This window comes from Gluconobacter sp. Dm-62 (genome assembly GCF_018256155.1).
Lineage (GTDB): Bacteria > Pseudomonadota > Alphaproteobacteria > Acetobacterales > Acetobacteraceae > Gluconobacter.
In genome coordinates, this window is sequence record NZ_JAERLY010000002.1 from 263,008 (window position 1) to 277,732 (window position 14,725).

The 14,725-nt window shown below is 59.3% G+C and carries 14 protein-coding genes; 3 read left to right on the forward strand and 11 right to left on the reverse strand.

What is annotated here, in order from left to right; all coding sequences use genetic code 11:
- Positions 1 to 9: 9 nt before the first annotated feature.
- Genes thiL through nrdR form a run of 3 tightly spaced genes read right to left on the reverse strand, consistent with a single transcriptional unit; the run spans position 10 to position 1,973 of the window.
- On the reverse strand, positions 10 to 987 hold the full coding sequence (thiL, locus tag JK202_RS02935; protein ID WP_211557927.1) for a thiamine-phosphate kinase: 978 nt from the start codon (positions 985 to 987) through the stop codon (positions 10 to 12).
- Positions 988 to 990: 3 nt separating this feature from the next.
- Positions 991 to 1,476 carry a transcription antitermination factor NusB gene (gene nusB, locus JK202_RS02940; RefSeq protein ID WP_211557929.1) on the reverse strand — a complete coding sequence of 162 codons (486 nt, stop codon included), beginning with the start codon at positions 1,474 to 1,476 and terminating at the stop codon, positions 991 to 993.
- Positions 1,473 to 1,973 carry a transcriptional regulator NrdR gene (gene nrdR / locus JK202_RS02945; RefSeq protein ID WP_211557931.1) on the reverse strand — a complete coding sequence of 167 codons (501 nt, stop codon included), beginning with the start codon at positions 1,971 to 1,973 and terminating at the stop codon, positions 1,473 to 1,475. The genes nusB and nrdR overlap by 4 nt, the downstream gene beginning before the upstream one ends.
- Before the next feature lie 131 nt (positions 1,974 to 2,104).
- Between nrdR and JK202_RS02950 the strand changes: the two genes are divergently transcribed.
- Entirely contained in the window at positions 2,105 to 2,596 is a 492-nt protein-coding gene (locus JK202_RS02950; protein WP_249199566.1) for a copper chaperone PCu(A)C, read from the forward strand.
- Positions 2,597 to 2,600: 4 nt separating this feature from the next.
- Here the strand turns inward: JK202_RS02950 and recQ are convergent, their stop codons facing one another.
- The 8 genes from recQ to JK202_RS02990 form a co-directional block, all read right to left on the reverse strand.
- Positions 2,601 to 4,469: a DNA helicase RecQ gene (gene recQ, locus JK202_RS02955; RefSeq protein WP_211557933.1), complete on the reverse strand. Its 1,869-nt coding sequence runs from the start codon at positions 4,467 to 4,469 to the stop codon at positions 2,601 to 2,603.
- Between the two features lie 13 nt (positions 4,470 to 4,482).
- Positions 4,483 to 4,890 (reverse strand): OmpA family protein, encoded by a 408-nt coding sequence (locus JK202_RS02960; RefSeq protein WP_211557935.1) that lies wholly within the window; start codon positions 4,888 to 4,890, stop codon positions 4,483 to 4,485.
- Between the two features lie 54 nt (positions 4,891 to 4,944).
- Positions 4,945 to 6,627, reverse strand: a complete 1,683-nt coding sequence (cydC, locus tag JK202_RS02965) for a thiol reductant ABC exporter subunit CydC (RefSeq protein WP_211557937.1) — start codon at positions 6,625 to 6,627, stop codon at positions 4,945 to 4,947.
- On the reverse strand, positions 6,624 to 8,309 hold the full coding sequence (gene cydD, locus JK202_RS02970; RefSeq protein WP_211557939.1) for a thiol reductant ABC exporter subunit CydD: 1,686 nt from the start codon (positions 8,307 to 8,309) through the stop codon (positions 6,624 to 6,626). The genes cydC and cydD overlap by 4 nt, the downstream gene beginning before the upstream one ends.
- Positions 8,310 to 8,421: 112 nt before the next feature.
- A complete protein-coding gene (locus JK202_RS02975; protein WP_211557941.1) occupies positions 8,422 to 10,206 on the reverse strand; it encodes a sensor histidine kinase in 1,785 nt (594 codons plus the stop codon).
- Positions 10,207 to 10,292: 86 nt separating this feature from the next.
- Positions 10,293 to 10,466 carry a NepR family anti-sigma factor gene (locus JK202_RS02980; protein ID WP_211557943.1) on the reverse strand — a complete coding sequence of 58 codons (174 nt, stop codon included), beginning with the start codon at positions 10,464 to 10,466 and terminating at the stop codon, positions 10,293 to 10,295.
- Positions 10,467 to 10,667: 201 nt separating this feature from the next.
- Positions 10,668 to 11,243 (reverse strand): sigma-70 family RNA polymerase sigma factor, encoded by a 576-nt coding sequence (locus tag JK202_RS02985; RefSeq protein WP_211557946.1) that lies wholly within the window; start codon positions 11,241 to 11,243, stop codon positions 10,668 to 10,670.
- A gap of 129 nt (positions 11,244 to 11,372) precedes the next feature.
- Positions 11,373 to 11,879: a sigma-70 family RNA polymerase sigma factor gene (locus tag JK202_RS02990; RefSeq protein ID WP_211558696.1), complete on the reverse strand. Its 507-nt coding sequence runs from the start codon at positions 11,877 to 11,879 to the stop codon at positions 11,373 to 11,375.
- A gap of 222 nt (positions 11,880 to 12,101) precedes the next feature.
- Here JK202_RS02990 and JK202_RS02995 point away from each other — a divergent pair, with 222 nt between their 5' ends.
- On the forward strand, positions 12,102 to 12,842 hold the full coding sequence (locus tag JK202_RS02995) for a response regulator (protein ID WP_211557948.1): 741 nt from the start codon (positions 12,102 to 12,104) through the stop codon (positions 12,840 to 12,842).
- Positions 12,843 to 12,903: 61 nt separating this feature from the next.
- Positions 12,904 to 14,712: an ABC-F family ATP-binding cassette domain-containing protein gene (locus JK202_RS03000; RefSeq protein WP_211557950.1), complete on the forward strand. Its 1,809-nt coding sequence runs from the start codon at positions 12,904 to 12,906 to the stop codon at positions 14,710 to 14,712.
- The last annotated feature ends 13 nt before the right edge of the window (positions 14,713 to 14,725 follow it).

Here is a 14,725-nt window from a genome sequence, read left to right on the forward strand (position 1 = left end):
CGGCCTTCATTAGAAATGCTGCCAGCCGCCCTGTTCCGGGACGATATCCTGTCCCTTCGCGTCTAGAAGCCTGACACCCGCACCCTTGTGAACCGCTCCAATGCGGTGAACGGAAATATTTGATGCCCGGCACGCTTCTTGAAGGGCTACTGACCGATCCGGCGGGCACGTGAGCAGCAATTCGTAATCATCGCCGCCGCATAAACACTGCATGAGCCACTCCGGCCCACATGCCGCAGCTGCACGTGATATCGGAACGACATCTGCCTCAACTGCAAGCTGAACGCCGGATTCTTCTGCGATATGGCCACAATCCTGAATCAGGCCATCTGAAATATCCATAGCCGCATTAACAATGCCATGAAGCTGAAGCCCTGTTCTGGGGCGCGGCAGATGATACCGTTCCGCCAGAAAACCAGATGGATCTTCCAGTCTGCCCTGCAGCACGAGAAGTCCCAGAGCCGCGTCTCCGATCGTGCCGGTGACCCAGATTTCGTCTCCGGGTCGGGCGCTGTTGCGGCGAAGTGCTGTATTTTGGCGGAGAAGTCCGAATACCGTAGCGGAAAGAACCATTGGTCCTGAAATGGACGTGGTATCGCCGCCGATCAGATGAATGCCATAGCGCTTCTGGTCGTCCCCCAGTCCGCGTGAAAATGCATCGAACCAGTTTTCGTCGTGTCGTCCCCCGCGTGGGACAGTTACGTTGAGCGTGTAAGCATAGGGCCGTGCGCCCATAGCTGCCAGATCGGAGAGGTTACAGCGTAACAGCTTGCGGCCCAGGGTCTCTGGCGGATCGTCGGGGAGGAAATGGACGTTCTCGACCATGGTGTCGGTCGAAATGGCAAATTCCTCGCCTTCGGGGCTGCGCATCAGGGCGCAGTCATCCCGGAGATCGAGACTTTCCGCTCCGGCGAGAGGGCGGAAATGACGGGCAATGAAGCCGAACTCGCCTGCCCCGGCTCCTTCGTTGCCCGACATCTTCGTCATGGATCAGACGTTGCCGTCGTTGCCGCGGCGGCTGAGCGTATCGAGGATCCCGTTGACCATCTTGGGTTCGTCGCCCGAAAAGAAGCCGTGGGCCACATCCAGATATTCGTTGATGATGATGCGGTCGGGCGTATCGGTGCCGATCAGTTCGAACACGGCAGCGCGCAGCAGAGCCCGAAGGACCGGGTCCAGACGCGGCAGCGGCCACTGTTCGGGCAGAACGTCGCTCAGCTTCGCATCGATGTCATCCTGCCGGCGTGTGACGCCGAGGACGATTTCCTGAAACAGCTTCAGATCGGCGTCTGGAATATGTCCATCGTCGAAAGACGCCGTGGAGCTGACACGGCGATGACGGATGAACTGGCTGATGACGGTTTCCGCTGTATCGCCGGACTGCTCGCACTGGAACAGCGCCTGAACGGCCGCAACGCGGGCAACGGTCCGGCTGCGCCGTGTCGGGTTGGCGGCTGGGGCGTCGGTAACAGTCATGGTGTCTCCTGGGAGTCGTCGGGGGACGGTGTGTCCGTGTCCCCGGGAATGGGTTTCATGTCGGCGAGGATTTTCGAGAACGCCTCGACCTCGCGGAAGTCGCGGTAGACGCTGGTGAAGCGGACATAGGCCACACCGTCCACTTCGCGCAATGCATCCATCGCGAGCTGGCCGATGCGATGGGAAGAAATCTCATGTTCTCCCGAGGCCTCAAGCTGCCGGACCAGCCCGTTAACAAGGCGCTCCTGACGCTCTTCGGGAACCGGTCTTTTGCGCAGGGCAACACGGATGGAACGTGCAAGCTTGTCCCGGTCAAAGGGGACGCGCCTGCCGTCGGCCTTGGTGACGGAGAGTTCGCGGAGCTGGACACGCTCCACGGTCGTGAAACGTTGCGTACACGCTGAACAGACGCGCCGACGGCGGATCGCAACGCCGTCTTCGGTGGAGCGGCTGTCCTTGACCTGGGTATCGTCGTGTCCGCAAAAAGGGCAACGCATTCGCGATCCTGAGTGTTCGGGCCTTGTCGGGGCCGGGGAAATGGGAGCACTTTACCGGATGATGCGTTCCGGCCCAAATGGGCTCCTCCAACGGGCTTCGGGAAATCGCGCACAACACCGGGAGACTGTCGTTGAAACGGGTATCTGTCCTGTCCGCCCTCTTTGCTCTTTCCACTGTTCAGGCCATGGCCCAGCAGGCCTCTCCAGGGATGGTAGCGGCGCCAGATGCCGATCATGATGCGCAGCGGGTGGTGGTCATGGACGGGACATTCCGTCCCTCAGCCTATTTCCCGAACCGGGGGGCCGGTTATTTCACGATTCGCAATGACGACAGCGTTGATCACCTGCTGAAGGGGATTTCTTCTCCGCTATGTCAGAATGTCGTTGCGCATCATACGAACCAGCAGCAGACGGAAGGGGCGAACGACCTTTTCACACATCTCGCTCTGCCGCATGAATCAACGATGATTTTCCCGCGTTCGGGTTATCATATGATGTGTATGGGCATCCGGCAGATGCCCGCTGCCGGCAGCAAGGTGCCGTTCACGTTCGATATTCTCAATGGTGGCAGCATCACCATCAGTTTCACCGTCACTGCGCCTGACGAACTGACGCACGACTGACGTTTTACTGTGCTGACGCCGGTTCGCGGATTTCGCGCAGGACCGTCAGGACCGCAGTTCCGTAGCGGTCCAGTTTCGACGCGCCCACCCCTTTTATGCCCCCCAGTTCGTTGTGGCTGGCGGGCTGTTCGCGGGCGATGTCCCGCAGGACTGAGTCGTGGAAAATGACGTAGGGCGGAATTTCCTGCTCCCGCGCTTCAGACAGACGCCATTGGCGCAGGGCGTCGAAATACGGCTTTTCATCCGGTGACAGGCGATCATTTTCCGTATTGCCATCCGAACCTGCACTGGCGGTCAGGGCAGCCTTGGCTTCCAGCCGGAGGGCCACGCGCTCTTCTCCCCGCAGGATGGGGCGTGCGATGTCGCTCTGAAGTGCGAGGCTTCCATACTCACCGTGCATCCGGATGGCGCCGCGCGCAATCAGCTGGCGAATGACCGCGCGCCACCACTGCTCACTGTGTTCTTTGCCGATTCCAAAGACTGAAAGATGCTGATAGGCATTGCGTTCGATGGTCTCGTTAAGCTTCCCGCGCAGGATATTGGAGAGCTGAACCGCTCCAAGACGTTGACCAGTGCGATAAATGGCCGAGAGGACCTTCTGGGCCGCCTGGGTGCCATCGAATGTTGAGACCGGGCTGATGCAGTTGTCGCAATGACCACAGGGCTGCGTAAGGTTTTCCCCGAAACATGCCAGCAATGCCTGTGTCCGGCAGCCTGTAGTCTCCGTGAGCGCGATCATGCTTTCGAGCCGGGCCTGCATGACGCGCTTTTCGTTGTCGGGTGCGGTGGACTGTTCGAGCCAGTATCGTGCCCGAGCCATGTCCTCCCCACCATACAGCAGCAGAGTGTCGGACGGCTCGCCATCGCGTCCTGCCCGCCCGATCTGCTGGTAATACGCTTCCGGTGATGACGGCATGTCCAGATGAACAACGCAGCGCACATCCGGCCGGTCGATTCCCATGCCGAACGCAATCGTGGCGACGATCACCATTTCCTCGCCGGAGCGGAAGCGCATTAGCGTGGCGCGTTTCTCGACGGAAGAAAGACCCGCATGAAACGGCAGGGCGGTCAGGCCCTTGTCCCGCAGCATGGTGGCGACGCGTTCCGTCTTGTTACGGCTGCCACAATAGACGATGGACGCGCCTTCGCGGTGGCTCTGAAGGGTCTCGAGAAGCTGCCGGCTTTCGCTGGCCTTGGCCCGGGCTTCCACAATCAGATTGGGACGATGGAAGCTCGCCATCAGGACCCGCGCATTGGGCATGCCGAGCGCGTTCAGGATGTCATCGCGTGTTCGGGGGTCAGCCGTGGCTGTCAGGGCAATGCGTGGCACGCCAGGGAACATTTCAGGCAGGCTCGCCAGAGCCCGGTATTCGGGGCGGAATTCATGGCCCCAGGCTGAAATGCAGTGCGCTTCGTCAATCGCGATCAGCGAGATCTGGCGCTTTGACAGGAAATTTGCCGTCGCAGACTGAAGCAGGCGCTCCGGGGAGATATAGAGAATATCGATCCGGCCATTGCGCAGATCGCTCTGAAGTTCGTCCCGTTCATCCGGTTCAAGTCCGGAATGCAGGGCTGCCGCGCGGACGCCGAGCTGCCGCAGGCCCGCAACCTGATCGTCCATCAGGGCGATCAGGGGCGAGATAACCAGTCCCATACCCTCACGGCAGAGAGCGGGGACCTGATAACACAGGCTTTTACCGCCACCGGTCGGCATGAGGACGAGGACGTCCTCACCCTGCATGACCGTCTCGACGGCATCCTGCTGGAGGCCGCGAAAGCCGGAAAATCCGAAGACTTCCGCCAGCACGCCTTCAGGTGTCAAAGGCTGCGTCGTTCCCGGAACGACGGGAGGGCTGTTCTGCGCCTGCGTCATCCCGGGCGCCGGATCAGAGACCCGGAACGATGGTGATGGAGACGCGACGCAGGGCGACGTGGGAGTCTTCAAGCTGGCTCGGCGTGTAGGGCGCCATTTCAACGCGCGCACCATTGAGCCCGTCATTGCTGAGCTGTGTGGCGACAGCCTGCGCGCGGCTTGTAGCCAATTCCTTGAGAACTGCGGCATCGCCGTTCACACCAGCAGAGCCGGAAACGCGGACGACAGTAGCGTGTTCTGCACGGGCAGCCGTGGCAGCCTTGGTCACGACAGCCTCAGCAACGGGGCTGAGTGTGACGGATTCACGGTCGAAGAAAACGACGTAGCTGTCACGCGACGGCTGCTCGGCGCAGCCTGCCAGCGCAGCTGACAGAACGAAAACCGGGGCCGCAATGCGGACGAAGGAGAGGAAACGTGCCATGGCGTAGCGTCCTGTCAGGATGAAAAGGCGTGAAGCTGGATCGGCGCGGGCCGGTCAGCACGCACTGGAAATAACCTGTCCGTCCTCAAGGCGCCAGATGCGGTCAAGTTTTTCCACCCCGGTCAGGCGATGGGCGATCAGCAGGACGCTCCGTCCTTCTGTCGCGTTATTGAGCGTTTCAAGGAAAGCGCGCTCGGTATCTGCGTCCAGCCCGGTTGCAGGCTCATCCAGAACAAGGATCGGCGCATTGGAGAGCAGGACGCGTGCCAGAGCGATACGCCGTCCCTGCCCGCCTGAAAGTTTTGAGCCGCCCTCACCGATCCAGGTGTCCAGTTCGTCAGGCAGGTCGCGGACAACATCCGCGATCCTCGCCTGCTCGAGTGCGGCCCATAGTGCTGCGTCTGAAACATCTGTCCGGCCCAGAAGCAGGTTTCCACGTACCGTATCATCGAATAGGTGGCTGGCTTGCGACAGCCAGGCGATCTGCGAGCGCAGGTCGCTGTCACGCAGCATGGTGATGTCCGTATTCCCAAGCAGGATCCGGCCCTGTTCGGGAGACGCCGCCTTGAGAATCAGGGCGGCAAGGCTGGATTTTCCAGCACCGGACGGGCCGATCAGGGCCGCGCGCTCTCCCTGACGGAGTGTCAGGTTCAGGTTCTGGAAAACCGGTGCCCGATCAGGTGTCCAGCGGAACGTCACATTCTCAAGGCGCAGGTCACGTCCCACCGGAAGTGGGGCATTGCCTTCGGGGGCCGGAGGCGTGCGGTCAGCGATTTCGACAATCCGCTGGGCTGCGTGACTGACCTGCCCACTCAGCAGACCCGCACGCGCCAGACCTGTCACGCCTTCAAGTGCGGTGATCGCGACGAAAAGCGCCGTAATGCCGGCAATGGCGGGAGCCTGCGGAAACAGGATACCCGCAGTCGCGCACAGGATGACGGCAATGCCACCCTTGGCGATCAGGCCCGCAAAGCCCTGCATGAGCGCCATGCGTGTCTGCTGGCGGCGCTGGGCTTGGAAAAGGGTTTCCTGACGTTCCGTGACAGCGGCGGCAAGAACGTCTTCAGCGCCGAACGCCCGTGCCTCGCGCAGACCGGATGTCAGATCGAGTGCCGCGATCCGCAGTTCCGATTCCGCACGCAGGATATCCGGCCCGAAACGGCGGGACAGCCGGGCGCCCATAAGAGGCAGAATGAATGCAAGGACGGCAAACAGCGCACCGGTCAGCAGGCCCGCTTCCGTTCCGGCCCGCATCCAGACGAAGGTTGCGACCGGGAGTGTCAGAAGGGCGGACACCAGCGGGACAAGAGTCCGCAGATACAGATTGTCCAGCGTCTGAACGTCTGAAACCAGACGTGTCAGCAGGTCTCCCGAACGCTGGAATCCCAGACCCGCGGCAGCGCCACCGGCGAGTTTGCGATAGAACCAGACCCGCAGGTCCGCCAGTGCGCGGAACATGGCGTCATGCGTATAAAGACGCTCGAAATAGCGCAGAACGATCTGCGCCACGCCCGAGAGGCGCAGAAGAAGATAGGCGGCCCCTGTTCCAACGGCAGCGCCGGCAATGCGTCCACCGGCCTGCCCCATCAGGGCCAGTCCTGCGCAGACGGCCAGTTCGGCAATGACCATGCCGGTGATGAGGCGCGTATATTGCGGACGCCAGACCTGAAGGATACGGGACAGAGCCGTCTCGCTTCCTGTTTGTGCAACCGGATTTGTGGGCAGCGAGGCGCTCATGCGGCTTCTCCCGTAAAGGCGATGGCACGACCGGCATCAAGCACGAGGTGCCGCCCCTGAAACTGGCGTGCCTGCGCGGAATGGCTGCACAGGATGACGGTTCGACCCGCGGCCAGCTCTTTCAGGCTGACAAGGATTTCCGCTTCGGTTTTTGGATCAAGATGGGATGTCGGCTCGTCCAGCAGCAGAAGTGGCGCGTCTTTGAGGTAGGCGCGGGCAATGGTGATACGTTGTGCCTGACCGCCGGAAAGACCAAATCCGCCCTCACCGATCCGCGTTTCCAGACCTTCCGGCAGTGACGACAGGTACTGATCGACTGCTGCTGCAGACACAGCGCGGTTCAGATCTTCGGCAGAGGCATCGGGGCGGGCGAAAAGGATGTTTTCACGGATGGTTCCGGCGAACAGGACAGGCTTCTGCCCGATCCAGCTGATCCGCGAGGAAATCTGGCGAGGCGAGAGGCTCTGCATGTCCTGCCCGTCAAACAGGATGTGCCCCTGTGAAGGGGCAACAAATCCGAGCAACAGTTCCAGGAGCGTAGATTTTCCTGCTCCTGATGCGCCTTCGAGAATCAGTGTTGCGCCTGCGGGAAGCGTGAAGCTGACATCATGAATGACGGTCCCGCGCTGCTCATCCCAGGCGAACGAGACGTTTTCTGCCGTCACCGAAATGCCACCCTTGGCCTGCAGAATGTCGGGGCCTGCAGCAGCCCGGTCACTCAGTGGCGCCAGTTCGTGCATGGCCTCCGCGGCAGCAGTTGCATGGGCACGGTCCTGATAGGCCGCCGAGAGAGCACGGAAAGACGCGAAAGCCTCGGGCACCAGCAGGACGGCGTATAGTGCACGTGTCAGGACGGCATCAGAAGGATGTCCCATCAGATTGTGCGCCTGTGTCACGACGATCAGCACAAGGGCCACGACCATGGCGACATCCGTGGTCGCAGAGGCCAGAAAGGCGATTCGCAGGACTTTCATGGTCCGCTGGCGCAGGTCATCGGCGCTTTTTGCCAGAGCCTGCGTCTCGCGGTCCGTCCCACCCGAAAGGACAATAGTCGCAATGCCTCGCACCCGGTCCAGAAAACGCGTCTGAAGGCGGTTCATGGCCAGGAACTGCTTGCGGGACGCGACGGCTGTGGCAATGCCGAAGACGGCCTGAAAAATCGGAAGCATGGCGCAGCAGGCTGCAAGGATCAGACCGGCCTGATGGTTTTCCACATACAGCGCGATCACGACCAGCCACTGGGACACAAGCCAGAGTGATGCTGCGGGCAGCCAGCGTGCAAAGTAGCCGTCCAGCGCTTCGATACGGTCAACCAGTGTGGCGGCTATGGCGGCGCTATGATGGCGGCGCAGAAGAGCCGGCCCCTCCCCGATGATCCGGTCCAGCACCTCGCGGCGCAGGCGGCGTCGGGCGTGAATTCCAGCCGAGGCAGCGGTCATGTCCTGCACGGTGGAGAGGATCACCCGGAGGACACAGGCCAGAAGAAAGACGCCAATGGCTGGTCCGGTGCTGTCTGTGTCACGGGTCAGGACGGATGCAAGCGTTCGGGCCAGCGCCCAGGCCTGCAGGAGTCCCAGCAGGGTCGAGAGCAACCCTAAAACTACTACGACAGAGGTTCGGGAGCGGCTTGCGCGTCCCTGTGCCTTTACCCACGCTTTTGCGATTGTCTTGTCGGCCTTCATGACCCCTGCATATAGGTCGCAAAAGCTCTGCAAGACAGTGCTTCCGGCAATTCTTGCCGCTTATTTAGGTTTTTTCATGGATTTGTGGGCAGAACCTGATGCTGCTTTGCGGTTACAGACCCGAGTCTTTGCCGTGACTGATGGCCTTGCGCGCCATGGCCAGCGCCGTCAGTGACGGCTGCTCGGGAATGAAACGCAGGGTGTACCAGGTTCCGTTTTCGTTGCTGACAGTCATCTCTGCGTTGATTTGCCGGGCAAATCCTCGGATGAGCTGCATTCCGATTCCTTCCCTGCGTGTCCGGGACTCGCTGGCCTGACCAGCATCGATACCGATTCCGTCATCCCCGAGCTTTAATTCCACTAGGCCCTCTTTTTCTGGATCGGGAGGCCTGACCTTGTGCAGAGCGATGACGATATGCCCTGCCCTGTTTTCAGGAAATGCATATCGCAGGGCGTTGCTGAGGACTTCGGTTACGATCAGGGCAATCGGGACAGCCTGATCGGGCGAAATCAGGACATGCTCGATATCGAGCCTCAGGCGGATCCGGGTCTGCGCGTTCATGCTGTTTGCAGACAGCAGGATGCTGCACAGCTCCTCCAGAAAACTCTGGACGTCGAGTGCTGAGAGGCCGCTTTCGGAATAGAGATAACGATGCAGGGTGGCGAGTGCTCGCACCCGGTCCCGTACGAGACGGAACTCTTCACGCGCCTCATGGGAGCGGATGCGGCTTGCCTGCAAATTCAGTAGCGAGGCCACAACCTGCAGGTTGTTCTTAACGCGATGATGGATTTCGCGGATTAACATGTCCTGATTGCGGGCCGACTGTTCCAGGTCCTGTTCATGCTGACTGAGCCGACGTGTCGCGCGTAGGAAGGCTTTTTCCAGGTGACGGATTTCAAGCGGGATTGAATGGCTGGTTCTTGGCGCAAACGGCGCGCCCCGTCTCCAATCCGCCACAGCAAGCGCAAGCTTCTCAAGAGGATCGACCAGAAACAGTCGTGCCCCTAGTGCAACAGCCATCAGTTCAAGGACCAGAAGCCCAACAATCAGGCTGACACGGATTAGGAATATGTTGAGAGCATGGCTTTCTTCAGCAGTCCGTTCGGTCGCGACAATCAAACTGACTGAGCCATAGGCGTTCTGAAAGGCGTAGGTAATACCCTGGCTTGTAAAAACGTCATGCAAGCTAAGAGATGCGATGTCCCGCTTCAGGCGCCCAAGTGCTCTGGAAGGCAAATTCGCAATCACCGGCTGATCGGGAAAAAGGGAATAAAGGGAACCGTCCCGCATCGCCAGGAAATGTCGTGAGTCGTTTTCCGTGCCCAAGAGAAGTCGACTGTCACCTTTAGGAAGGTGGCTTCGCTGCCAACCCAGGGTCCGAACGGCAATAATATAGCCAGAGACTGAATTGTTACTCAGAATCGGAACGACAAATTTCAGAAGAGGACCGCGATCCCCCTTAAGAACATCAACGCCCACAACAGGAAGTTTTGCAGAATTGGACATCATCGAAGGTGCCGCAAGTTCTGGAGAGCGGCAGATCGCTGCGTCCTGTGTCGATGCCGGCGGCAGGACAACCGAAGGTCTTCCTGCAACGTCCGTCAGCATCAGCAGGCAATAATGATGCTGTGAAATGGTCTGGACGAGTGCAAATTCCCGCAGCGCATTTCCCGAGGAAATATCACCGTCAGCGAGCATATCCAGCAGGGTGTGAGTCTGATCGAGATCTGTTGTAATTTCTGATATTGCTAGCTGCGTATCACGCTCGGTGCGCATTGCACCGTTACCGACATTCTGCTGATAGCTGTGCCAGGCCAGAAGAGACGCAATGATGGCAAGAGGAAGCGTCGTTGCAACAATCAGCGCCATCACTCGTGCGCCGACAGTATCAAGCATCCGGATGTTGCGAAGGGCCTCGCGCCTATATAACAGGCGACGCCAACGCCGCGGATTCAGGTCTGGCGAACCAGACCGGGTAACAGTCACTTGTTTCGGTCTTCCTCGATCAGGCGGAGAAGCTCGTCGGGTATCGGCTCATTGGCAACGTCATCAAAAAGCTGATGCAGGCCCCTGCTCAGCCAGATGCCGAAAGGCGAGTCCTGTTCTTCCCCCGTAGTATCTCTTGCTGAGGACTTTCGCTTGTCTCCTGCGGTCATTGGCTGGTCCTGAACCTTCCTGTGACGTCAGAAGATGCAAATTCCTGCACCTCTGATACTAACTATAACGTGAACTCCAGGTTTCTTCTGAGAAGCCTCTACGGGAGGAGCCACCATCCAGTCTTACGAAAACAGCGCGTTTTCTGCAATCGCTTCTGATCCGCAATGGATGTCATATTTTATCCATTGCGTGAGTTGCATTCAGGAAAGCATGAGATCGTCAGAGGGTTGGCCGGCACGACGACGCGCATCCATAGCGTCGCGAAGGGCCTTGACCTTGATGCGCAACTTGTCATTGGCTGGCAGATCACCGCTCATCCAGGCTTCCAGCTGACGGCGTGCGCGGAAGACGCGGCTCTTGGCTGTTCCAACAGCGCAATCGGTCGCTTCAGCCAGCGCCTCATAGCTCATGCCCTGGATTACGACCATGATGAGGGCTTCGCGCTGATCCGCGGGAAGACGAGACAGCGCCATCGACAGGTCCTTCAGGGCAAGGCTGTCTTCATGGGTTGCCGGGCTGGCAAAGGACGATGCGGGCACATCATCAATGTCGGTCGTCTCACGACGCTTGCGAAGATCGGAGATGAAACGGTTGCGCAGAATACGATGCATCCAGGCTGAGAAATTTGTGCCGGGAATAAAGCTGTTCTGGGCAGCCAGAGCGTTGCACACGGCGTCCTGTACAAGGTCTTCGGCAGCAGCGCGGTTGCGGGTCAGTGAGAGAGCCTGAACACGCAGCTTCGGAAGAATGGCAATGACCTGATCGTGGAACGTCATGGAACTGACTCCTGATTTCGCTCTGTTTTCATCTGATCAATGAACGGCCTGACGATTTTGTTGCATCGGACTGCAAAAAAAATCCGAAAAAGAAATCAGGACGCTAAAACCCTAGGAAAACTGCCAGAATCAGGTGATGTTTTTTTCGGGATTTGTCTCCGAAGCATCAGCATTTTCTGCTGCCAGCTCTGCGAGCTGGGCTCTGGCCCGGGAAACACGGGCTCTCATTGTGCCAGCTGGAACATCACAGACGCGGGCTGCGTCTTCGTAGGAAAGTTCCTGAGCGCCCACGAGAATGAGCGCCTCTCTTAACAGGTCCGGTAGTTTCCATAGCAGTTCGCCCAGATCCTGTACCGCATCGCGGGCGTTCTGACGTGACGGCGTTGCCGTGGAAGGCTGCATGTCGAGTTCAATATCGAGCATGATTTCCTGCTCGCGGCTCCGGCGGCGTGTCTGCTCGTAGAAGGCGTTTCTCTGGATTGTGAACAGCCAGGCTTTCAGGACTGTTCCCTGCTGGAATTGCTCCTGCGAGGCGAGCGCCCGGACAATCGTGTCCTGCACCAGATCATCCGCTGCGGCAGTATCCCGAGTCAGGAAACGCGCAAAACCTCGCAGATCCGGAAGAGTCTGGAGCAGGCCGCGGTGAAAGCTGCCTTTTTGGGAGGATGGGCCTGATTGCTGACCTACGGGCGCTGGTGTGCTCAGAAGAAGATCCTTCATGCGACATTGCAGACGACCGGGGCGGCCACAAAGACTATACGGAGATTGGGCATCGTGTCATGACTATTCAACCTTCATAACGAGATGCGTTCCGTCCGGGATGCGTTGGCAGATATCTTTTCAGGAGGCCATGGACTCATGACTGATCCGGCACGTCAGGAACTCGTCAAGGCGCTTCCCTACGCCCGCCGCTTCGCCCGCGCTTTGGTCGGGGACCAGAAAGCGGGCGATCAGCTTGTGGCCGTGGCTCTGAAGGCTTTGATGGAGACGCCGCGCAAGACCGATCTGTCTTCGCGACAGGCTCTTTACGGGCTGCTTGTGGAAGTCTTTCTGGAACGGCATGGCGCCGATGCGAAAGTTGGTATGCCGTTGCGTCAGCGTGCGCTGCTGCTGCTGACTTCTCTGGAGGAGCAGTCCCTGGCGTCCAGTGCTCAGGCGCTGGGCATTACAGACGAAGAAGCTGCAGCGGAACTGAATAAGGCGCGCGAAGGGCTTCAGAGTATCGCCCAGACCAGTGTTCTGATTATCGAAGATGAGCCAATCATTGCGATGGATATCCAGGATCTTGTCGAACGCTGTGGCCATAAGATTGCAGGGGTCGCTCATACCGAGGCCGACGCCGTGGCTTTGGCGGCAAAGACGAAACCTGGTCTTATCCTCGCAGATATCAATCTTGGCGGCGGCGGCGATGGCATGCAGGCCGTGGGGCGTATTTTGCGCACGCACGAAGCGCCGGTCATTTTCGTCACGGCCTATCCGGAGCGTCTGCTGACAGGCGAAACGCAGGAACCATCTTTCGTCATCACGAAACCGTTCGAGCCCATGACGCTTGCCGTTGCGACCTATCAGGCGGTCACAGGCGGCGTCACCTTGGTCTGACGGTATAATTCGGTACGGGGGTGGCTTGCGGCGGGCGTCCCGCTGCGACACATAGGGAGCCATGTCGGCACCCATTCTCTCCCTGCAGAACATTACTTACACTCTTGGCGGACGCCCTCTGCTGGATGGCGCGGAACTGGGCGTTTTGCCCGGGGAGCGGATCTGTCTCGTTGGGCGTAACGGCTCCGGAAAATCCACGCTGTTGAAAATCGCTTCCGGCGATATCGTGGCGGATTCCGGCAAGCGCTTCGTTCAGCCCGGAACCAAGGTTCATTATCTGGCGCAGGAGCCGGATCTTTCCAGCTACGCCACCACATTCGACTACGCGGCCGAGGGCCTGGACGAGACCGAGACCTATCGTGCGCGGTCCATGCTGGCCGAACTCGGCATGACGGGTGAGGAAAGCTGCCAGAATCTTTCTGGCGGCGAAGTCCGTCGTTGCGCCCTCGCCCGCGCTCTTGCGGCCGAACCCGATCTGCTGCTGCTGGATGAGCCGACCAACCATCTGGATCTGCCGTCCATCACCTGGCTGGAGAAGGAACTCTCCGCCTGTCGCTGCGCGATGATCGTCATCAGCCATGACCGACGCCTGCTTGAGACGCTGTCTCGCAGCGTTGTCTGGCTGGAAAATGGCGTGACCCGTCGGCTGGATCAGGGATTTTCCCGTTACGAAACCTGGCGGGACGAAGTTCTGGAACAGCAGGAGCGCGATGCGCACAAGCTGGACCGCCAGATTGCACGCGAAGAAGACTGGATGATTTACGGTGTCACGGCACGTCGCAAGCGCAATGTCCGTCGCGTCGGCGAACTGGCCGCACTTCGGGCGCAACGCCGGGATCTTGCCTCCAAGGGCAAAGGCACCCTTCGCATGGCAGCAACGGATGCTGAAAGCGCAGGCAAGATCACGGTTGCCGCTGAGGGCGTGAACTGGGCCTATGATGACCGCGCCATCGTCCGGGACCTCGATCTGCGGATCCTGCGTGGCGACCGGCTGGGCTTGGTGGGTGCGAATGGCGCGGGTAAAACAACGCTTCTGCGCCTGCTGACTGGCAAGATGGAGCCTCAGTCTGGCACTATCAAAATGGGCCCTTCCGTGGCCATGGTCACGCTGGACCAGCAGCGCGAGAGCCTCGATCCTACCAAAACCCTTGCCCAAACCTTGGCGGGTGGCACCGGAGACATGGTGCAGGTGGGTGACGAGAAACGTCACGTCATCGGCTACATGAAGGACTTCCTGTTTCGCCCGGAACAGGCACGCACGCCAGTGGGGAAACTTTCGGGTGGTGAGCGCGGACGGCTGGCGCTAGCCTGTGCCCTGGCCAAGCCATCCAGCCTTATGGTGCTGGATGAGCCGACCAATGACCTTGATCTGGAAACGCTCGATCTTCTGCAGGACATGCTGGCCGATTATGCGGGTACGGTCCTGCTCGTGAGCCATGACCGTGACTTCCTTGATCGGGTTGCAAGTTCCGTTCTGGTGTCTGATGGCGGCGGAGACTGGATCGAATATGCCGGAGGATATTCCGACATGCTGATCCAGCGCGGAGATGTTCCTGCAGGTCGTGAGAGTGCGTCTTCGGAAACTGAAAGCACCGCGCCTAAATCTGCTTTAAAAACAGATAAGAAGGCGAAAAAGCTCAGTTATAATGACAAGCGGGCTTTGGATCTGTTGCCAAAGAAAATGGCTGATCTGGAAAAGAAAATCCAAAGCTACCGCGATGTCCTTGCAGACCCCGCGCTGTACAGTCGGGACGCTGCAAAGTTCGAAAAAACCACGCAGCTTCTGGAAGATGCGGAGCAGGATCTGGCTCGCTCGGAAGAAGAGTGGCTTGAGCTGGAAATGAAGAAAGAAATTCTTGAAAATCAATAAACTAAGAGAAAAT